20 protein-coding genes, 4 tRNA genes and 2 pseudogenes are annotated in these 20,368 nt (G+C 30.2%); 13 read left to right on the top strand and 13 right to left on the bottom strand.

Features of this window, described 5'->3' with window-relative positions; translation table 11 throughout:
- The first annotated feature begins 210 nt into the window (after positions 1–210).
- The 7 genes and pseudogenes from KAR88_RS02550 (at position 211) to KAR88_RS02520 (ending at position 7,458) form a co-directional block, all read left to right on the top strand.
- On the top strand, positions 211–759 hold the full coding sequence (locus KAR88_RS02550) for a filamentous hemagglutinin N-terminal domain-containing protein (RefSeq protein ID WP_057037093.1): 549 nt from the start codon (positions 211–213) through the stop codon (positions 757–759).
- Positions 759–1,898, top strand: a complete 1,140-nt coding sequence (locus KAR88_RS02545) for a hemagglutinin (RefSeq protein ID WP_002778877.1) — start codon at positions 759–761, stop codon at positions 1,896–1,898. Before KAR88_RS02550 ends, KAR88_RS02545 begins: the two co-directional genes overlap by 1 nt.
- Positions 1,899–1,921: 23 nt before the next feature.
- Positions 1,922–2,476, top strand: a complete 555-nt coding sequence (locus tag KAR88_RS02540; RefSeq protein WP_180344463.1) for a hemolysin activation protein — start codon at positions 1,922–1,924, stop codon at positions 2,474–2,476.
- Complete coding sequence (locus KAR88_RS02535) at positions 2,451–2,894, top strand: hypothetical protein (protein WP_180344462.1); 444 nt, start codon at positions 2,451–2,453, stop codon at positions 2,892–2,894. The genes KAR88_RS02540 and KAR88_RS02535 overlap by 26 nt, the downstream gene beginning before the upstream one ends.
- A pseudogene (locus KAR88_RS08995) lies at positions 2,858–5,808 on the top strand (hemagglutinin repeat-containing protein). Before KAR88_RS02535 ends, KAR88_RS08995 begins: the two are co-directional and overlap by 37 nt.
- Positions 5,809–6,094, top strand: a pseudogene (locus tag KAR88_RS02525) (hypothetical protein).
- A 20-nt stretch (positions 6,095–6,114) separates the two neighbouring features.
- Positions 6,115–7,458 carry a ShlB/FhaC/HecB family hemolysin secretion/activation protein gene (locus KAR88_RS02520; RefSeq protein WP_060794096.1) on the top strand — a complete coding sequence of 448 codons (1,344 nt, stop codon included), beginning with the start codon at positions 6,115–6,117 and terminating at the stop codon, positions 7,456–7,458.
- Positions 7,459–7,460: 2 nt separating this feature from the next.
- On the opposite strand, the gene KAR88_RS02515 is transcribed toward KAR88_RS02520, so the two are convergent.
- On the bottom strand, positions 7,461–8,444 hold the full coding sequence (locus tag KAR88_RS02515; RefSeq protein ID WP_060794097.1) for an MnmA/TRMU family protein: 984 nt from the start codon (positions 8,442–8,444) through the stop codon (positions 7,461–7,463).
- A gap of 120 nt (positions 8,445–8,564) precedes the next feature.
- Between KAR88_RS02515 and KAR88_RS02510 the strand changes: the two genes are divergently transcribed.
- Together KAR88_RS02510 and KAR88_RS02505 are read left to right on the top strand one after the other, a co-directional pair.
- A complete protein-coding gene (locus KAR88_RS02510; protein WP_002781938.1) occupies positions 8,565–8,762 on the top strand; it encodes a hypothetical protein in 198 nt (65 codons plus the stop codon).
- A 53-nt stretch (positions 8,763–8,815) separates the two neighbouring features.
- Entirely contained in the window at positions 8,816–9,694 is an 879-nt protein-coding gene (locus tag KAR88_RS02505; RefSeq protein ID WP_002792059.1) for a hypothetical protein, read from the top strand.
- Positions 9,695–9,928: 234 nt separating this feature from the next.
- Here the strand turns inward: KAR88_RS02505 and exbD are convergent, their stop codons facing one another.
- Together exbD and exbB are read right to left on the bottom strand one after the other, a co-directional pair.
- Positions 9,929–10,318, bottom strand: coding sequence for a TonB system transport protein ExbD (gene exbD / locus KAR88_RS02500; RefSeq protein ID WP_002778912.1), 390 nt, complete (start codon positions 10,316–10,318; stop codon positions 9,929–9,931).
- On the bottom strand, positions 10,311–10,736 hold the full coding sequence (gene exbB / locus KAR88_RS02495; RefSeq protein ID WP_002782436.1) for a TonB-system energizer ExbB: 426 nt from the start codon (positions 10,734–10,736) through the stop codon (positions 10,311–10,313). Before exbB ends, exbD begins: the two co-directional genes overlap by 8 nt.
- A gap of 166 nt (positions 10,737–10,902) precedes the next feature.
- Here exbB and KAR88_RS02490 point away from each other — a divergent pair, with 166 nt between their 5' ends.
- From KAR88_RS02490 to KAR88_RS02475, 4 genes are all read left to right on the top strand, one after another.
- On the top strand, positions 10,903–11,640 hold the full coding sequence (locus tag KAR88_RS02490) for a DUF4261 domain-containing protein (protein WP_002787615.1): 738 nt from the start codon (positions 10,903–10,905) through the stop codon (positions 11,638–11,640).
- A 68-nt stretch (positions 11,641–11,708) separates the two neighbouring features.
- Positions 11,709–12,125 carry a PepSY-like domain-containing protein gene (locus KAR88_RS02485; protein ID WP_002782432.1) on the top strand — a complete coding sequence of 139 codons (417 nt, stop codon included), beginning with the start codon at positions 11,709–11,711 and terminating at the stop codon, positions 12,123–12,125.
- 269 nt (positions 12,126–12,394) lie between these two features.
- A complete protein-coding gene (locus tag KAR88_RS02480) occupies positions 12,395–13,717 on the top strand; it encodes an aromatic amino acid transport family protein (RefSeq protein ID WP_002778920.1) in 1,323 nt (440 codons plus the stop codon).
- Positions 13,718–13,727: 10 nt separating this feature from the next.
- Positions 13,728–15,092, top strand: a complete 1,365-nt coding sequence (locus tag KAR88_RS02475) for an L-serine ammonia-lyase (RefSeq protein WP_002792794.1) — start codon at positions 13,728–13,730, stop codon at positions 15,090–15,092.
- 59 nt (positions 15,093–15,151) lie between these two features.
- Here the strand turns inward: KAR88_RS02475 and KAR88_RS02470 are convergent, their stop codons facing one another.
- The 10 genes from KAR88_RS02470 to KAR88_RS08810 form a co-directional block, all read right to left on the bottom strand.
- Positions 15,152–15,673 (bottom strand): hypothetical protein, encoded by a 522-nt coding sequence (locus tag KAR88_RS02470; protein ID WP_002778922.1) that lies wholly within the window; start codon positions 15,671–15,673, stop codon positions 15,152–15,154.
- Positions 15,654–16,634 (bottom strand): bifunctional diaminohydroxyphosphoribosylaminopyrimidine deaminase/5-amino-6-(5-phosphoribosylamino)uracil reductase RibD, encoded by a 981-nt coding sequence (gene ribD, locus KAR88_RS02465; protein ID WP_002794864.1) that lies wholly within the window; start codon positions 16,632–16,634, stop codon positions 15,654–15,656. Before ribD ends, KAR88_RS02470 begins: the two co-directional genes overlap by 20 nt.
- A gap of 9 nt (positions 16,635–16,643) precedes the next feature.
- Positions 16,644–18,305, bottom strand: a complete 1,662-nt coding sequence (locus tag KAR88_RS08815) for a hypothetical protein (protein WP_225982170.1) — start codon at positions 18,303–18,305, stop codon at positions 16,644–16,646.
- Positions 18,306–18,462: 157 nt separating this feature from the next.
- The gene (locus KAR88_RS02455) at positions 18,463–18,792 is read right to left on the bottom strand and encodes a hypothetical protein (RefSeq protein ID WP_002794891.1); all 330 of its coding nucleotides are present in this window, start codon (positions 18,790–18,792) and stop codon (positions 18,463–18,465) included.
- A 75-nt stretch (positions 18,793–18,867) separates the two neighbouring features.
- A tRNA-Ser gene (locus tag KAR88_RS02450) sits at positions 18,868–18,955 on the bottom strand.
- 31 nt (positions 18,956–18,986) lie between these two features.
- Positions 18,987–19,060, bottom strand: a tRNA-Cys gene (locus tag KAR88_RS02445).
- A 20-nt stretch (positions 19,061–19,080) separates the two neighbouring features.
- A tRNA-Leu gene (locus tag KAR88_RS02440) sits at positions 19,081–19,169 on the bottom strand.
- A gap of 9 nt (positions 19,170–19,178) precedes the next feature.
- Positions 19,179–19,253 (bottom strand) — tRNA-Gly (locus tag KAR88_RS02435).
- A 59-nt stretch (positions 19,254–19,312) separates the two neighbouring features.
- The gene (locus KAR88_RS02430) at positions 19,313–20,071 is read right to left on the bottom strand and encodes a hypothetical protein (protein WP_002778926.1); all 759 of its coding nucleotides are present in this window, start codon (positions 20,069–20,071) and stop codon (positions 19,313–19,315) included.
- Between the two features lie 52 nt (positions 20,072–20,123).
- Entirely contained in the window at positions 20,124–20,360 is a 237-nt protein-coding gene (locus tag KAR88_RS08810; protein WP_002778927.1) for a hypothetical protein, read from the bottom strand.
- Positions 20,361–20,368 lie beyond the last annotated feature (8 nt).

The raw sequence follows: 20,368 nt of genomic DNA, 5'->3' as shown, positions 1-20,368 counted from the left end.
CATATCGTCTCTTTTATAAATTTTTTAACACTTAATCTTTATATTTTTTATACATTTTGATAAGTTTAAAAAAATAAATTAATATTATTTTTATTTTAAGTGTATAAAAAAGGAATTTTTATTTAGGATTTTTTTAGTATTAATTAAAAATATTGATAAAAATTACTATTTTAATATTAAAATGGTTAAAGATATTACAAGGAGGGATTGATGGAATTTAGTAAAAAGAAAATTGTTCGTTTATCGTTGAATTTAACACTCCTTGGTGCTTTATTTCCTTGCGTATTGTTCTCAGCAGACTTGCGTCAAAGAAATGGTAATGTTATTGTTTCAAGAACAACAGATCTTACGCAATCAAGCAATAAAACTGATGTAATTAATATCAAAAACCCAAATCAAAATGGAGTATCACACAATCAATTTGATGAATTCAGTGTCCAAGATGGAGTAATTTTTAATAATAGTTTAAAAGATGGAAATTCTCAAATTGGAGGATGGGTAGGGAAAAATCCAAATTCAAAACAAAATGCCAATACTATTATAAATGAAATTTCAAGTAAGCAAGCTTCTAATATCAATGGCGCTGTTGAGGTATTTGGAAAAAGTGCTAATTTAATTTTTGCTAATGAAAATGGTTTTAGTGTAAATGGAGCGGCTTTTTTAAATACTAAAGGAGTTACACTTAGCACAGGCAAATTTAATGGAGATTTTACAGAAGTAACAAGCAATGGTAGGGTAGCCATTGGAGAAAAGGGGTAATGGTTGATGGGGATTATTTTAATGTAATCAGCCGTGGGATTGACCTTGCAGGTAGTATTGCCCACTATCAAAGTGGTAAAAATTTATCCGATATTAATTTTATAGCTGGGCTTAATAAGGTCGATTTAAGTACTCCAAATGCTCCAAAAATTATTGCTTCAAAACAAAAAGATGAAAAAATTGATTATGGTATTGATGGGAAATATTTAGGATCTATGTATGCAAATACAGTTACTCTTATTAGCACAGAAGAGGGTGTTGGTGTAAGACATAGTGGAGTAATACGCGGAATTGAAGATGTTATAGTAAAAGTAAAAGATAAGGCTGAATTTCAAGCTATAGGTGTAAATACAAATGGAAGTGTTAAGATAGACGCTAAAGATATTAAAACCTCTTTAATCAATGCAGATACAATTGATTTAAAAGCAAGTGGAAAAGTTACAAATGAAGGACTTTATAAAGGCAAGCAAATTCAAATCAATGCCAATAATTTTGAAAATGCAAAGCAAACAAATTTGAGCCAAGAAACAAAAGATATTTTTAAGATAAATCAAGAAAATTCAAGTATTTTTGCAGACAGTTTAACTTTAAATACCCTAGATAAAACTAGCAATTTTGGATTTATCAATGCTTTAAATGATATTAAAGTGGGTACAAATTCTTTTGACAATCAAGGAGAAATTTCAGCAAATAAAGATATAAGCTTAATGCTTAATGATGATGCTTTTATTAATAATGGCAAAATTTTAAGCCAAAATGATATTCAAATACAAGCTAATAAAGATTTAACTTTAAATCATGGAAATTTATACGCACAAAATTTGCTTCATATAAAAAGCTTGAATGATTTAAATATCAATTCAAAACTCGAAAATACTTCTTCAATAGAGCTTGATGCGAAAAATATTTATGTTAAAAACCTTGTTGCTAGTGGAAAAGAATTAAATCTTCATGCAGATGAAAATCTTGTAAATGATGCTTATTTATTTTCAAATGGTGATCTTAGAGCCCAAGCTACAACCCTTACAAATAATTCCACTTTTAATAGCTTAAATAATTTGTATTTAAACGCCCATACGATTCATAATAATGCTTTAATTTTTGCAGATAAAGTATCAATATCGAGGCAAATATTTTAAATAATAATGCAAATTTAACAGGCATGCTTGAGACTTCGACCGAGTATTCTCAAGGTTTTGGTCAAGTAGGGTACGGTGATACTGCTTTTAAACGATGGAATATGGAAGTAGGTGTTACGGGTATTGTAAAATATAATAATTTATTAGACAGCAAGCAAGCTTCTATCCAAGCAGGTAAAGATATAAATATCAATACCCAATCACAAGATAATGCTAGACAAATCAACAACAGCGGAAAAATTCTTGCTCAAGGCAATATCGTATCTTTTGGAAATATAGACAATAAGTCTTTAAGTAAAGAAATTTCTGTAGGTGAAATTTTAGAGCAAATTAGAGTTAATGGATTTTTTGCTAAAGAATATCTTGGTTCTTGGAATACAAATTCAACTTATTATTTTGTAGATCATGAAAGCTTGCTTGATGCTTTGAAATATTTTTCTACCACCCAAGCAAAAAATCATCAAAGAGAATCAGCGTGGAATGCGCTTAAAGATGCAGCAGCTAAAAATTCAGCTTTAAACCAATATTTTTCTTTATTATTTGGTAGTGATTATGCTTCAAAAAGAGTGGAATCTTGATGCAAAGATTGTTTTTAAAGCAAAATCCGAGGCTGTTATTGCTTCAAAGGGTAAATTAGATCTTAATGCTAAGGAATACAATCAAGATTTAGTCAGTTCTTTGGATAAAAATTTTGCCTTACTTGATTCGGATTTAAAAAAAGCGACAAATAGTCAAGATTTAATTTTAAATTCTATACCTGATCTTATCAATTCAGGCTTATTTACTCTTGAAAATAAAACAAATGATAATATTACTTATGAATACACTACAAATACTTCTATCATAGATGAAAGCAAGTATTTTGGATTTTTAAGTATTTTAAATCAATTTAAAAATAAAAACTTCAACGAATTTATAGTTATAGGAGATCCTTTTTTGAAAATCAGCTTATTAACGCAATGTATGCAAACGCACTACAATCCAATACTAAATTGAGCGAAGAAGAAATCAAAAAATTACTTGAAAATGGAGCAAAATATGCCAATGAAAATGGCTTAAATTTGGGTCAAGGTTTGGCTAAAAATCAAGCTGTTGATCAAGATATGATTTTATATGTAACAATCAAACAAAACGGTAAAAATATCATGGCTCCTATGTTGTATCTTTCTAAAGAGACAATTGGAAATAATGAAATAAAATCAAATCTTACAGGAAAAACAGGCGTAGATATTAATACGCAATCATTTAATTCTTTGTTAGGCGACATAGCTTCAGAGGGTCAGATTAATATCAATGCTGGCAACGAGATTAATTTGCAAAGTTCTAATTTAAATGCGCAAAATATAAATTTAAGTGCCAATAATGTCAATATAGACACTGTTTTAGGTATAGATGAAAAAGGCTCTTATAATTCAATTAAAAAAGGAGAGATTAAAGCAAATAATGTTGTTAATATTGATTCGGTAAATGATTTAAATATCAAAAATAGTGATATTTCTACTAGTGCGAATGATTCTAAAATTGTTCTTATATCTCAAAAGGGTGATGTAAATATCAAAAACGATTATTCTAAATCATCTTCATTTGAGCAAATTAATACAGATAGTCAAAAATCCAATACTACAACGAGTATAGATGGGGTTTTAAGCACCAATATCAAAGGAGCAAATGTAGGAATTGTTTCCAATCAAGATGTAAATATTATAGCTAGCAATATCAATGCTGATTCTAAAATAGATATCAATGCTAACAATGTTAATATTAAAGATGCACACGAACTTAGCAAGACTAAAACCGATGGTGTGTATTAAAACCCGTAGAGATCAGTTATGAAAGTGCTAATTTAGAAACTTCAAAATCAATAAGCAGTACTTTAAATTCAAAAGATGATATTAATATTAATACCAACGGCAATATAGCAATCACAGGCTCAACTTTACAAGCGGATAAATCTGCTAATTTAAATGGAGAAAATATTACAATAGAAAATGGAGAAAATAAAATTTCAAGTTCTTCTCATTCTTCAACAAGTTCTATTGCTGAATATAAGCAAAGTTCTGTAAATACTGATGCTTCTTTGGTGTCTTCATCACAAATTCAATCCGATATTTTAAATTTAAATGCTCAAAAAAATGTAAGCATTAAAGGAAGTGAGCTTAATGGAGGCGAGATTGATATTAAGGCTGATAAGGTTGATTTTATAGCTGCGTAAAATAAAACCCATACAGAAAGCGATTCGATTGCTATTGGGGTTTTTGCTAATGCTAATTTGGAATTAACCGGAAATGGGGTTGCTGTAAATTATAGTTTTGTGCAAGATAAAGCAAATGCTAATACCACAAATAGTTCTAATAGTATCACACAAGGTGGGGTAAGATCTGATCTTTTAGGAACTGCAGAGGCTGGTTTGGAATTTTCTAAAACGGAAAAAATAAGTGATGAGCTTTCCCATGTTTCAAATACTATCAAAGGTTCAAATATTAATATCAATGCAAATAATGCTTTAGATATAGGTGGAGCTAATTTTGAGGCTAATAAGGATATTAATTTAAGAGCAGGAGAGATTGTTAGTACTAAATATGAAGATATTAAAACACAAAGCAGTACAGGCTTTGGTTTGTATATTAAAGAAAGAATTGAAGCTACTAGTCCTATCGCTTCTGCTATCAATCAATCGGCTCAAAATGCAGCTGCTAAGAATGAAAATTTAGGCGTAAATTATGGAATAGTAGCTTCTCAAGCTTTAGCCAATACTGCTAATATATTTAGCAACAATCTCATAAATACCACTTCTAATCAAACTCTAGGTTTTAAATTCAATCAAGATAAAAGCCAAAGTTCTAGCGAGAATATTTCTAAAATCAATGCAGGCGATAATTTAAATTTAGAAAGCACAAAAGGAAGTATTGTTTTAAATGGAGTGGAAGCTAAGGCTAGTAGCATTAATATCGAGGCAAAAGATAATGTTATTTTAAATGCTGCAAAATCTAAAAATTCTTCTTCTAGCTCTTCTTTGGAAATTGCAGCAACTAACAAGCAAACCGCAGGATATCATGCAGTTGATGGTGGAACTGTGGGTGAAGGCATTGAAGGTTTTGCAAGTGCGTCGTATTCTAAATCAAACGAAACGCAATTTACCAATGCGAATTTAAATGCTAATAATATCAATATCAACACAGGTAAAGATTTTACACTCAATGGAGCCAATGTTAAAGCTTCTAATGATGCTATTTTAAATGTCGGAAATTTGGAAGTAAATTCTTTAGCTGATAGTCTTAATTCTCAAAAATATAGCGCTTTATTGAATGCATCAGGAACTGGAGGCTTATCAAGCAATCATCTTGTTACAGGAAGTGTTTCAGGCACTTTAGGTATAGGATATGCTAAAACAGATAAAACAACTGTTACAACTCAAAGTGGTATCAGTGCAGGAAATGAAATCAATGGCCATGTTAATGGAAATTTAAATTTGCAAGGGGGAATTTTAAATTCTGATAATCAAAAAGGAAATTTACTTGTTGATGGAAAAGTTACAAATTCTGAAGTAAGTGTCTATGAAAAAAGCGATGTGGCTACGATAAGATTAAGTGGCGGGACAAATCAAAGCTTTGGAGGAGTGGTTCATATAGATGATCATATTGACAAGACAGGCAGTGTAAATTCTGCAGCCAATATCAATATAAACAATAACAAAAATCATGGTATAAGTACAGATACTCAAAATACCACAGATACACAAGATCATTCTTGGGCAGGAGGTACTATAAATCTTAATTCTTCAATCTCTAAAATAAAAAATGGGATAAGCAAGGTTACTGGATCTGATTCTACTTCTAATCAACCATCAAACCAACCTTCTAAATCAGATGGACCTTATATCAATGAAAGCACACAAACTACAAGGTTATAGGTGAAATTTTTAAAAATTATTTTTTTGCTTATGAGTTTTATCTGCTTATTGCAAGCAGATGACTCTGCAAAAACGCTGAATTTACTAGATAAAAGACAACAACAATTACATATACAAAAAAATTTGATGAATTAGAAAAAAAGCAACAGCAAGAAAAGGATGTGTATTTAGAAAATCAAGATTCTGAAGATAAAATTTATATTTTCAAACAAATTCAATTTAAGAAAAACGATACGCTTACCATGCAAGCAAATAATATTTAAAAAATACATTAATCAGCCTTTAAGTGTTAATGATATTTATAATATGATTAAAGAGCTTACAAATTTTATCGTTGCGAAGGGCTATTCAACTTCTAGTGTAACCATTGATGAGCTTGATCAAGAACGCGATATACTTTTTCTTGATTTAAAATATGGTTTTGTAGGAGAGGTGTATCTTAATGGGGATAATAATACAACAAGATTAGATTTTGGTATGCCTTTGAAAAAGGGTGATAAATTCAATATTTATGATTTAGATACAGGTATAGAAAATTTAAACAATGGCGCAAGAGATGTTAAAATCGCTGTTAAAGCGAGTGAAAATTATGGTTATTCTGATATATTTATCAATCTTAAATCAAAGCCACCTGATTTGATATTGGACTTTGATAATAGTGGCTATAAAGCTAAAGGAGAATATAAAGCTAGTGCCTATCTTTCTTTAAGTAATATTTTAAATCTTAACGACTCCATACGCTTTGGTTTTATCAAAGGATTGTTAAAAGATATGAGTCAAGAGCGAGAAAATGTTTATGTGGCAAATTATACCTTGCCCATACAGAGTTATCAATTGTCTTATTCTATGCAATATAGTGATAATATAAATATGATTGAGGGATATGATAATTCTTTTATAAAAAATACAGATACAAGCTTAAGACATAAAATCATGTTAAAAAAGATTTTACATTGCACAAGCAAGGATAAATTTTCAATTTATGCTAATTTAGGCATTAAAGATGATGTTAATGAGATTGATAATTTTCGTTTAGAGAGTTCAAGTGGTAGGTATTCAAGTATTGCTAGCGGGGTTGAGTATTCAACGCTGGCATTTGGTGGATTTTTGTTTTTAAATTTAGAATACGAAAAAGGAATTCCATTTTTGGGTTCTAAAAAAGATTCTAAAGATTCTTTATATAAAATCGAATTTAACAAAGTCAATTTTAATTTAAGCTATCAAAAAAGTTTTTATGCAAATGATGGCCTAGCATTTTTATATCAAAACAGCTTGGGTGCGAGTTATTCTAATGAACCCTTATTGTATGCTGATAAATTTTTAATCGGCGATGAATACACAGTTAGAGGATTTAAAGAAAGCTCTGCTGCTCTTGATTATGGAGCATATAGTAACAATACGATTTATTTGCAATTTCTAAATGCGCCTAAATATTTAAGAGCATTAGAGCCTTTTGTTGGATTGGATATGGGTTATGGTAGGGATTATCTTTTACCCAATAAAGATTTTTTAGCCGGTGTCACCTTTGGTTTTAGATACAACTTAAATCATCTTTCTTTAAATTTAACAGCTTCTAAAGCCCTGCATAAATCTTCGAATATGCCAAGCGAAACGATTCCTATTTATCTCAGGGCTTCTGTATTTTTTTAAGTTTAAGAAATGAAAAATGGATTGATTTCTTTTTTATCCTCAAAAGCTATACTTTTATAGCTTTTATCTTTAAATCGAAGTTCATAGCTTTTGTTTGCTTCATGCTTGGTGTAAGTTAGAGCGATTTTTAAGGCGAGTTCTAAATCTTTTTCATCTGCATTTGCACTAAGTAAAGAATAAGCTCCGATTAAATCTCCAAGTTCTATTACTTCATATTTAGGAGTTTTTAAACCTTTTAAAAGAGTATTTTCAAGTTCATTTCTACCTATGATCATTTTAGCTCCATTGGGTAATCTTAAATGACGACCATATTTTAAAAGTTGCGCATCATTTACTTGCATATCTTTGTCAAATTCTATAAAATCTCGAATTTTTTTAGCAAAACTATCAAGCGTGAGCAAGCATCCTCCTCCAGGACTTTCAAAGTCTTCTAAGCCAAATTTAGCTGCAAGTTCAAGTTGTCTTTTACGACTTCTTCCACTAATACTTTCGAGTTTTTCTCTATCTACCCAACCTTCTCTTTCAGGTTTGGTTAGAGGTAGGTTTTTTGCACACATAGGACGCAAGATTAAATCTTCTTCATCAAGAGCAAGTTTTTTAACCTTTGCCATCGCATCACTTCTTTGACTCATAGGGCGTTGTCCTAAAACTTCTCCTGTGATGATAAAACTTGCATTTTCTTCTTTTAACATAGCAAGAGCAGTTTTAAACATAAAAGCATGACAATCTATACAAGGATTAAAATGTTTGCCATAGCCATATTGTGGATTAAAAAGCACTTCTTGAAGATAGGAATTTCTTACATCTATCATTTCAAAATCTGCACCTACCATTGCCGCACGCTTTTTCATGATTTCGCTTTTATCACTTGTGCTTCCAAAACCTATGTTGATATTTAGAGCTTTAACTTCTATGCCTTGTGCAGTGATGAGTTTCATTGCAAGCATACTATCAAGCCCACCGCTAAAAAGAGCTAATGCTTTCATTTATGTTCCTTTTTTAAAAAATAATTTTGTTAGTATAAATAAATTTGATTTTTTTGCCGATATGAAATTTGTAATTGTATCAAATAATTTTAAGATTACAATTATTTTTGGAGGTTTACTATGAGAAAATTACTCTCTGTTGCACTAGTTGCTTGCTTTATTGGTTCTTTTGCTTATGGCAAAACTGAGAATAATAAAAGCCCACAAGTTAGAAGTTCTTGCGTTGATTATGAAATAAGATTGAAACGATGCAATTCTTTGCCTACTCAATATCAAAGACAAATGTGTCGTTTGGGCTTATTTGCAGCTTGTAAATAAAATAAACAAGTCCAAGTTAAATGCTTGGGCTTTAAAATTTCTAAGGAGTTATTATGGACAAATTAACAATCAATGATTTTAATGTTTCTTTACCAAGTTCTCAAAATGTTACAAATCGTAAAGAAATTTTAGAATTAAAAAAAGAAGAGAAAGATAAAATTCCCGTGCAAGATCTTTCGAGTTTAAATAGCGATGGTGTTAAGGTTGTTTTTGAAAATAAGCAAGGTGAACTTATAGCTTTAAATTTAAGCGATGAAAATTATAGTAGTTTACAAAAAAATTTCGGTTCTTATACGAATTATGTTGCTAGAAATGATGGTAGTATAAGGCTTAATGGCGAAGCAAATCAATTTGTTTCAAATTGGTTTGAAAGTGTAAAAGATAATTTTGGTTCTTTAAATTCAAATTTAAATAATAAACAACAAAGTGTAAAATTAAATTTTAATACAAGTACCCTTCAACAAAGTATGCAAAATTTAGGCTTTAAAACAAGCGATGAAAAAATATCTGATGATGCAAATATAGAAGAAAAATTAAATTTTTTTATTGATAAAGATGTAAATAAAGATGGTAAAGTTGATGATAGTGATGTTAAAGAACCTAGCATGAGAGAAATTTTAAGCGACATTAAAGAAGCATCAGGTGGTGGAGCTAATGCTATGAAAACCATAGATCCGCAAAAAATCAATAAAAAAGATGATAAGGAAAATAATATCAAAGAAAAAGAAGACGAAGATTTGCTTCAAAAAGCTCAAGAAAAAGGTTTAAGTGCTTTAAGTGCTGATGAGCAAGCCAAACTTAAAGCAAGTAATCCACAAATTTTTGAAGAACTTCAAAATAAGTCTTTAGGGAATTTAGAGCAAAATTTAAAAAAAGATTTAATGGTGCAAATAAGTAATAATGAAGCCATATTTGTGAACAAAAGAGTGTAAAAATTTAAAAATAAATGAAATATTTATAGTATTTACTTTGGGTGTAGGTTAAGCGCTCTTATTAGTTTTGTATCAGGTTTTTTAGCTTTTGTGATTAGTTTAAGTTATAGATTGTTTTAGAGTCAAAGCAAAGCTATTTAATTCTATTTTTCAAAAATTAGCAGAATTAAAAAACTAGAGCTAAGAAAAAAGATATATAAAAAGCTTGTGATTTGTGATTTGACAAAGTATTTTTCATCTATTTTTCTCTGTTATAATTTGGAAATTCTCATGCTCTTTAGCTTTTAATAAGTCAATGATTTGAACAAAGCTTTCAAATTTTGCATTCTTATCACTTTTTAATTCTACTATAGTTTTTTTATGAAGCGAAGAAATAGCATCGCTTAAGCCTTTTAAATCTGTAGTCTTATCGTCTAGATAGAAAATATTGTTTTCATCAATGCTAATGGATAATTTTTTTTCATCATTGTTAAGACTTAGAGCATTTTCGCTAACGGGTAGATTGATTTCAATTTTGCCATGAGCAATGAAAGTTGAAATACTAAGAATGATAGCAAGTAAAACAAGCATTATATCTATGAAAGGAACTATATTTAACCCTTCATTTTTAGGCAATTTAAGCATTTTTACTCACCTTATAAGCATTACTTAAAAGTGAAACCTTGCGAAGTAAGGCATTATAAGCCATTAAGGCAGGTATGGCGACTAAAAGTCCTAAAGCTGTAGCTTTAAGAGCTAAAGAAAGTCCTACGACTATGGATTTGACATCGATATTTCCCGCTATTCCCATTTCATAAAAAGTAATCATAATCCCTACAACAGTTCCTAAGAGTCCTATGTAGGGAGCGTTAGAATAAATAATATAAATGGTAGTTAAATTCTCGCTAATTGCATCATCAAATTGCTCTTGATTTTCATAATTTTTAAAATCTATTTTTCTAAAAAATAATACTCTTTCAATTACGCACCAAAAAGCTATAAATGCCATAACTCCTAAAATTATAAAGATAATTAAATCAATATAATCTTTTAAAAATTCCATATTTAACTCCATGATTTGATTAAATTTTGGCGATTATACTACAATAAAAATAAAATTATAATTAATATTAATTATCATAATTTTTTAAATAATCATACTTTCACAAGCCTTTGGCTTAAAAATTTAGGTTATAATTTTTTAAATACTTTAACTCTTAAGGAAAAGCATGCAAGAAAATCATAATTTTATTTCTTTTGTTCTTCTTGATGAAGCCAAGTTTGATTTTTTGAAATTGAAAAAGATACTTGAAGATGATTTTGATATATGGATTGCTGATGAAAATTTTACTCAAGATGGAGTAATTTTTTCTTTTAAAAATATGATCGTTACTTTAAATTTGATTAAAAATCCTATACCCAACAACGAAGCAGAATATTATGCTAATTTTAATTTTATGTGGAAAGATGCTTTAGAGCAAACCCAAAAACATAAAGCACATCTTCTTGTATCCGTTTTAAGTCAGAGTGAATCAAAGCTAGATCAAGCTAAACTTTTTACTCAAATATCATCTGCGTGTTTGCAAGATGAGCATACTTTGGGATTTTATACAGGAGGAGTTGTTTTAGAGCCTAAGTTTTATATAGAAAATGCAAAAATGCTAGAAGATAATCGTTTGCCTATTTATAATTGGATTTATGTAAGCGTTTATCCAGGTGATAATGGCAATAATGCCTACACCTATGGTCTTAGAAATTTCGATAAATTAGAGCTTGAGGTTTGTGATGCAAATATAGAAGAAAAAGAGCTTTTCTTCACTTTGTATGACATTATTTTGCATATTTTAACTTATGATCTAAGTTTAAAAGATGGTGATACTTTAAAATTTGAAGATGGTAGAATACTTTCTTTTAAGAAAAGTCAAGGCATAGGTGTTGAAAATGAGAGTTTAAAAATTATTTTTTAGTTTCACATTCACTTCACAAAGATAAGTTAAACTTCTCTCAACCAAAACACAAACAAAAAGGAGAAAAAATGAAATTAAAATTAGGTTTAGCGGCTTTATTGGGTGCTACGGTGCTTTTTGCTAGAGATATAATTGTTCCTGCGAGTGAACTTCCAAGAAATGCACAAGATTTTATATCTAAGAATTTTAAAACTGCACAAATTGCTTTAGTAAAAAAAGATATAGATTCTTATGATGTGACTTTAAATGATGGAACAGAAATTGACTTTATTATCACTGGAGAGTGGAAAGATGTAGATGGAAAATACAAAGCTCTGCCAAATAGCATTTTGCCAAATATTATGCCAAAAATCAGTGCTTCATCAAACGCTCAAATCATAGAAGTAAGCAGAGAAATCAACGGATATAAATTTGAATTAAGCAATCAATTAAAAATTTATACTGATGCACAGGGTAATATCTTAGGACAAAAATTTGATTATTAATTCTAAAAGCATGTAAATTTGGAGACTTTATGTTTCCAAATTTTTAAATGAGTTTAAAAATTTCTCTTTGTTAATCCAATATGGTTTTTTATATAAAAAACCATCTTCAAAACTTACTTAAATTAAATCTTAAAATATAATTTTAATAAGACTAATATTTTACAAAATGTTACATAAATTAAAGAAAAATGCTAGAAATTTAGATTTTTTACCCAGTAAGTGTGTTAAAATAAGCTTAATTTTGCGATATCAAATTTTAAGGAAAATGTATGAATACTCCTAAGTGGACTCGTTATGACACGAGATGGGTTTTATCTCTTTTTGGAACCGCTGTGGGTGCGGGGATTTTATTTTTACCTATTAAGGCGGGTGTTGGTGGTTTTTGGCCAGTTGTTGTGATGACTTTGATTATTTTTCCAATGGTGTATTTAAGCCATAGAGCCTTAAGTCGTTTTGTATGTCAAGCAAATGGTAATGATAAAGACATTACCCATGCGGCTGAAGAGTATTTTGGTAGAAAAGTAAGTATTTTTATTTCTGTGCTTTATTTCTTTGCAATTTTTCCAATTTGTTTAGCGTATTGTGTGGGTATAACCAATACTTTTGAAAGTTTTATCTACCATCAATTTTTACCCCTTTTAAATTCAGAGGGTGTATTTGCAGATATTATTCGTGCCATGTATGAGGTAAGCACAGATGATAAAGAAAAAGTTGTAGCGAGTTTATTTCCTTTTTATCGTTTGCTTTTAGCTTTTATTTTGGTAAGTATTTTTATGCTTATTATGCTTTTTAGCGAAGAGTTAATCACTAAAGTATGTGAATGGCTTGTGTATCCTTTATGCGCTATTTTATTTTTATTTTCTTTATATCTTATCCCACAATGGTCATTTGAAAGTTTTAGTGCTATTCCTGGAACAAAAGAATTTATTACTATAGTATGGCTAACTTTACCGGTTTTAGTGTTTTCATTTAATCACTCACCAGCAATTTCAACTTTTTCTCTAAGCGTAAAAAGAGAATATCCTGAAAATTCAGTACAAAAAGCAAATCAAATTTTGTTTAGAACCTCTGTCATGTTGCTTGCTTTTGTTATGTTTTTTGTGGTATCTTGCGTGCTTTCTTTAACTCCAGCTGAACTTGCTGAAGCAAGAGCACAAAACATACCGGTGCTTTCTTATTTTGCTAATAAGCTTGATAATCCATTTATTTCTTATGGTGGTCCATTAATCGCATTTTTGGCAATTTCTAGTTCATTCTTTGGACATTATTTTGGCGCTAGAGAAGGTGCTTATGGTATAGTTAGAAAATGCTGCAAATTAGCAGGTAATGAAAATCCTGATTTGAAAAAAATCGCAGTTTATTCTACTTTAGTAATGTATATTGTTATGTTAATTACTGCTTATATCAATCCTAGTATTTTAGGTTTTATTGAAAGTTTGGGCGGTCCAATTATCGCAGCAATCTTATTTTTAATGCCAATTATTGCAATTTATACGGTTTCAAAAATGAAAAAATTCCAAAATAAAGCTTTAGATGCTTTTGTTTTTATTACAGGTGTTTTAACAATCATCACTGTAATTTATACTTTTTAAGGTGTGGTGAATGAGTAATTTAAATATTTTTAAAATAGGTGTAGGTCCTTCATCATCACATACTTTAGGACCTATGCTTGCAGGAAATTTATTTTGTAAAAAAATTGCTAAAAAATTAGAAAAAATTGAAAGAATTCAAATCATTCTTTATGGCTCTTTGTCTTTAACAGGCAAAGGACACTTGAGTGATAAGGCTGTGATTTGGGGGTTAAATGGCTTAGAAGCTAAAAATTTAAGTGCGGCAATACAAGATGAAGTAAATAAAAATGCTATTGAAAATGCTCAAATTGATTTTTGTGGCGAGAAAAAACTTAGTTTTAATTATGAAAAAGATTTGATATTTTCTAAAGATTTTTTACCTTTACATGAGAATGGTATGAAAATTAAAGCTTATGATTGTAAAGGTGGGTTAGTTGATGAGGAAACTTATTATTCTGTAGGTGGAGGCTTTGTTTTAACAACTGCACAATTAGAAAAAAAAGGTAAAAATTCCAACCAAAATAAAAAGAAAAAACTAGATATAGAGCTTAATAACGCTAAAGAAGCTTTAGAGCTTTGCGATAAAAGAGATTGGGATTTGGCAGAGCTTTCTTATCGTTATGAATTGCAATTTCACACTAAAGAGGAAATTCGTGCTTATTGTCTTGAAATTTGGGAAGTGATGCAAGAAGTGTATTATAATGGTACGCACCCGAATGAAGATTATTTGCCTGGAAAACTTCATTTAAAGCGTAGAGCTAAAGGACTTAAAGAAAGAGTAGCGATGACTACTGATCCTATGGGGATTATTGATTTTATCTCTTTGTATGCTATTGCGATTGCTGAAGAAAATGCTAGCGGAGCAAAAGTCGTAACCGCACCAACAAATGGAGCATGTGCTGTTATCCCTGCTGTCATGCTTTATCTTAAAAACCATACCATAGGTTTTAATGACGAAAAGGCAATTGAATTTTTATTAGTAGCTATGCTTATAGGTTCTTTTTATAAGAAAAATGCAAGTATTAGTGGAGCAGAAGCAGGTTGTCAAGCAGAAATTGGTAGTGCTAGTTCTATGGCAGCTGCGGCTATGGCCACAGTTTTAGGAGCCAATGCTTTTAAGGCTTGCAACGCTGCTGAAATGGCAATGGAGCATCATCTAGGACTTACTTGTGATCCTGTAGGGGGCTTGGTTCAAATTCCATGCATTGAAAGAAATGCTTTTGGGGCGATAAAAGCTATCAGTGCAGCTAGAATGGCAATGACACGCAAATCTATTCCTATAGTCAGCCTTGATGAGGTGATAGAAACCATGTATGAAACTGGTAAGGATATGAATTACAAATACAAAGAAACTTCTTTAGGCGGACTTGCTACAAATTTAAAAACAGTGTGCTAAGATTTTACTTTGCACACTTTTAAATAAATAAATTTTTATAAAATTTAAGGTATTTTTGTTTATTTTTTTGCGTATTTTTTCATTCTTTGGGTTAAAAATTCTTTCATTTCTTCTTTGCTAAAACTTTTTAAAATGCGAATTTGTTTAAAAAGTAAGCCAAGGTTGATGATACCCATAACCAAAAGCAACAAACAAATCATCAAAAAAACAAGATCAACAGCACCAAATTCATTGATGGCAGCCAAGCTTGCAAAAAATACACTCGCTAAAAATAAAAAAATTAAAAGCAAGACTTGTTTTAATTTTGCTTCAGCAAAATTATCACTATTTTGAGTAAAATTTCTAAAAAGTATGATTTTTTTGCCTAAATTTGAAATTAAAATTTCATCATTTTCTTTAAACAAATTTTCTTTCAAACTTTGATAAAAAAAGATTTCATTGTTTAAATTTAGCTCATCTTTGAAGCTTGCTAGCGTATAATCTTTATAAAAAAAAGATTTGATTTCGCTTTTCTTTTCTATTTTAAATAATCTTAAATCATTTCTTGCATAAAAAAATCCGCTAAAGCTCATAAATGCCATAAGTGTCACTCCCTAAAAAATTTCTATAAAGTGGCTTGAAATTCAAAGGCATTGTAACATTTTTTTCATCATTTAAACTTGAACTTTGAAAAATCAAAAACATATCCATCTCATCTTTGAATTTTTTTAGGAAATTTTCTCCACCCTCATACATTAAAAATTTAGCTTTATTAGGAATTTGAGTATAAATTTGACGATGAGGCACGCTAAATAAAGGAATGCTTTTGTCAAAATTTTCTAAATTTTGATGACTTAAAATACAAAGATTAGGCGCCTTGCCTTTACAAAGTCTTGCATCAAGTATGGGACGATCTTTTCTTATCGTTTCTCCTCCTAACACAAGCAAATCAATCACAGAACGAATTTTATGCGCATAAGTACGACTTAGCTCATTGCTTACGATTTTGCCAAAAGGCGAGCCATTCATAGAAAGAGCGAGTTTGAAAAGTTTAAATTGTCCTTTTTGCCATTTTAAAAAAGGTTTTAAAAGTTTTTTTCCCTCATCTTCAAGCACACCAAATTCAATCTCTACTCCTTGTTTTTTTAAAAACTCCGCACCTTTACTTGCAATCTCATTCTCATCTTTAACGCTGATGAAAATTTTTTTAAAACCTAGCTCGCTAAAGAGTTTTGCACAAGGAGGCGTTTTTCCTTGATGAGAGCAAGGCTCAAGTGTGACAAAAGCTATGCTATCTTTAAAAATACCTCTATGGTTTTTGCAAATAAATTCATGCATCGCATTGGCTTCTTGAGGTAATGAAATTTCAGGGTTTAAATTTGTAAAAGCATGGGCTATAGCATTTAATTCTGCATGAGCACATCCTGCTTTTTCATGGGCTTTTATGGCTAAAATTTTTTCATTTTTGTCTAGTATAACGCAACCTACAGCAGGATTAGGGTAGGTTAAAAACTGATATTTCCAAGCTTCATTTAATGCTAAATTCATATAAAAATTTTTCATTTCATTCCTTTATATTATAGCTTTTATCTTAGCTCTAAGCTCTTCAGGAAAGTTAGCTCTATAAATAGCAGGGATTCTAGAATCAAGTTTGTGTTTGTTGTAAATAAATTCTAATCTTTCAGGACTATAGTATCTTGGTGCATTAGGATAGCCTTGAGGAGGAGTTAAAGCTGCGAGTTTGGCATGTAAATAAAGCTCTTCTAAATAAATTTCTACATCTGCTTCACTCCAGTGATTGGGTAAATCATAACTATAACTTCTTACAGAACCTTCTTTATAAGCATCTATTTCTTGGTCAAATTCCCATCTACTTTCAGGAGTAGAATCCACATCTCTTGGATCTTTATATTTACCCTTATCGATTCCATTTAGCATTGCCGTCACTACTCTATTATTAATATCGTAAATGAAATCATATTCATTTGGATCTATAATCCATTCTGTAGAGATTAACTCATCTAAAAAAGGAAGCATTCCGTATTTGTCATAAGGAGGATTTTTAGCAAAGTCTTTCATGAGTTGTCTTTTTAAAGGGTTTTCATGTATTCCATATAAAGGACGATACAATCCTTCTAAACATTTTTCATCTCCTAATTGCACTCCAAGCCAAAGAGCTTGAAAGGCTCTTGATTTTAAACCAGAATCACTAAGATATACAGCTGCTTCATAAAAAGCCTTTTTATTGCCCAATATACCTAAGCAAAGTTGATATTCTCCTGCAATTAAATCAGAATATATAGTATTTGCCTTAGCACCAAAAGCTCCATAAGCTCCATGTTCAAAAGCATTTTTATAAAGCTCTTCACTGCTATCTTTAAGCTGAGCAAAATAAAATCTATCATCAAATACTGTATCTTCTATTTTACGAGAATAAACATATAAACCCCAATAAGCATCCCCTAAGTCATACTTTTCTATAAGTTCTTCATAAATCCTTATGCTTCTATAATTAGCATTTAAAAATTCATTGATTAGTTTATCCAACAAAGCTTCATTGTTTTCATCTTGGTCTAATTTACCTATAATGGCTCTAAAATAATCTTTTGAATATCCAAGTTCTGCTAAAGCAAGTCCTGCTTTATAATCTTTACCCTCTTCATAAGCATAGCTTAAATTCTTAATGGCTTTTTGAAAAAGATCATATCCTTTATAATCTAGTCTCTTAGCTTCTTTATAATCTTTCATACCTTCTTTATAAGCATTTATAAATCTTTTTTCTTTAGGTCTTTTAGGTCTTATTAAAGCACTATCTTTTAAATCTATGGGAGTACATACTAAGCCACTTCTTTTTACTAAATAATTATACCTTCCTTCTCCATCTAAAGAATTATAATAAGCTTTTTCTGCTTTGGTCCAAGGAGCTAAGCTTCCTTTAACAGGATCTTTTAAATAGATCTTTTGCCAATCTTTAAATTCAAGCAAAGTGGATTTCTCTCCTGTGTGAAACTCTGGATCTAAATATTTAGGCTCATAAAATTTTTTATAAGGGGAATTATCGACTATATTGACAGCTTCTAAAAGGGCTTTGGTGTATTCTTTGGTGTATTTGCCAGTGGGTTTTTCTCGTTGATTAAATAAAAATTCATTGGTTTTTGTATTGAGTTTTATACCTCCTCCATTAGGAGTATAGACCATTTTAATATCTTTATTGGTATCTTCATTGTTATTCATATCCTCTCCTTTGCAAGCATTTAAGCCAAAGATTATTGATATGAGCAAAATAATTTTAAACATGCCTTTTCCTTAATGATATATAATTAAGAAATTGTAGCTTTTTTATAGTGAAAAAAACTTAAAAATTTTATATGATATTAATTTAAGTCAGGAATTAAAATTTATTGCATTTGTGAACTCTTTTTTGAGGTGTTCCTTTATAACAAATTTCAACCTTGCCTTTAACTCCTCTTGTTTTTCTGATGAGTTTTGCCATAGTTTTGGCATATTTTTTATAGTTTTGATTGTTAAGATATTTTTGAGTTGAGAAATTTAAACCCATGCCTTTTGCCCATGCTTCAAATTCTATCTTTTCTACTTTGTTTTTAAAATGTTCTTTGATAACTTTTACTTCGGGTTGGATTTTATCACTTGGCAGTTCATTTGCCTCGGCAAATATAAAAAAAGATGAAAGTATAGATGAGATTAAGATGAATTTTTTCATAAATTGATTTCCTTATTTTTTAGATCAAATCAATTTATCATAACAGAGTTTGTTAAACTAATGAAAATTTCAAAGTGGCCGGGAGAAAGGGATTCGAACCCCTGGAGGTGTGACCCTCAACGGTTTTCAAGACCGCCGCTTTCGACCACTCAGCCATCTCCCGAATTGAAGTTGTAAAAATTAATTGCCTTTTTTGGAGGCGACATCCGGATTCGAACCGGAGATCAAGGCTTTGCAGGCCCATGCCTTACCGCTTGGCTATGTCGCCCTGATAATTTTTAGAAAAAGTGGTGCCCGAGGCCGGACTTGAACCGGCACGGAAGAAAAATTCCGAGGGATTTTAAGTCCCTTGTGTCTACCAATTCCACCACCCGGGCGGGTGATAATGGAGCGGGAAACGAGATTCGAACTCGCGACCCCAACCTTGGCAAGGTTGTGCTCTACCCCTGAGCTATTCCCGCGTAAAGCTAAAGATGAAATTCTAGCAAAATAAACTTAAAATGAGTTTATTTTGCTTTGATTATTTGCAAATAAATAAAGCAGTACCGCTAATGCTTTGTTCTTCATCCTTTACTATAGGCAATGAAAGCTCCATATTATCAGCGCTTTTCATACTATTTAAAGCCCTTGGATAAAAATTTGGAATTGATTCAATATTTAGATTTTTTAATATACAAGTTTTGTTAAGATCTAAAGAATAAATTTTTTCATAAGAATAAGCTTTTTTTAGAAGTTCGCTATAAAGTTTTTCTTTATTGTCTTTTAGGGTTTGTTTGGAGAATTTAGGCTCTAAGGCAGGTGTAGAAATACCTATAAATTCACTTTTTGCAATGATGGAGTTTAAATCATTTAAAAGTTTGTTAAAATTTTCTAGTTTATCTGCTGTAAACTCACATTCTAAATTTGCATGAAGTCTTTGTCCTTTAGGGGTTTGAACTCCATCTTTATAAGAAAAATTAGGTTCAAGTGAAAAACTTCCGCCACTGCAAAAATTTTCTTTTTTAGAGCGTTCTAAAATTTGATTAAAAGTGTTAGAAATTTGAATTTTATCTTCATTGCTTAAAAAGGTTTGAGTGCTTAAATTTTCATTTGCCCAAAAGTTGATATTTGCATGAAAAATATCGGGTTTAGCTTCCATACTTGTTTCTATACTTCTTGAGAAATTTAAAGTTTGAGTAGTTTTGTTTTTATTTAAAAACTCTACATTAAAAATCACTCCAGCTACAAAAAGTACCAAACATAAAAATCCTATCCCTAAACCTTTAAAAAATGCTAACATTTCTTCATCCTTTAATAAAAATTAAATAATTTTAACAAAATAAATATAAAAATTAATACCCTTTTTTGAAAAATTCTAAAGGAAATTTACATTTTTTACATTTAAATTTTGCACCTTCATTTTGTATTTTTTTATGAATTCCAGAAGGTACATCATGAATTTGCCCTATGCACTCGCAAGCGTAAAAATAAATTACAGCCTCATCTTCATCATCTTTAATTTCTTCAAAAGTGATATCAGCTCCATTTTCAGAGCTTAAAGAACCTAATCTCCATTGTTCTACTCTCATATCTTCAT

The sequence above is a fragment of the Campylobacter sp. JH23 genome (assembly GCF_017846595.1).
Classification (GTDB): domain Bacteria; phylum Campylobacterota; class Campylobacteria; order Campylobacterales; family Campylobacteraceae; genus Campylobacter_D; species Campylobacter_D coli.
The sequence above is the reverse complement of the archived record's forward strand: the minus strand, read 5'-3'. Positions and strand labels throughout refer to the sequence as shown.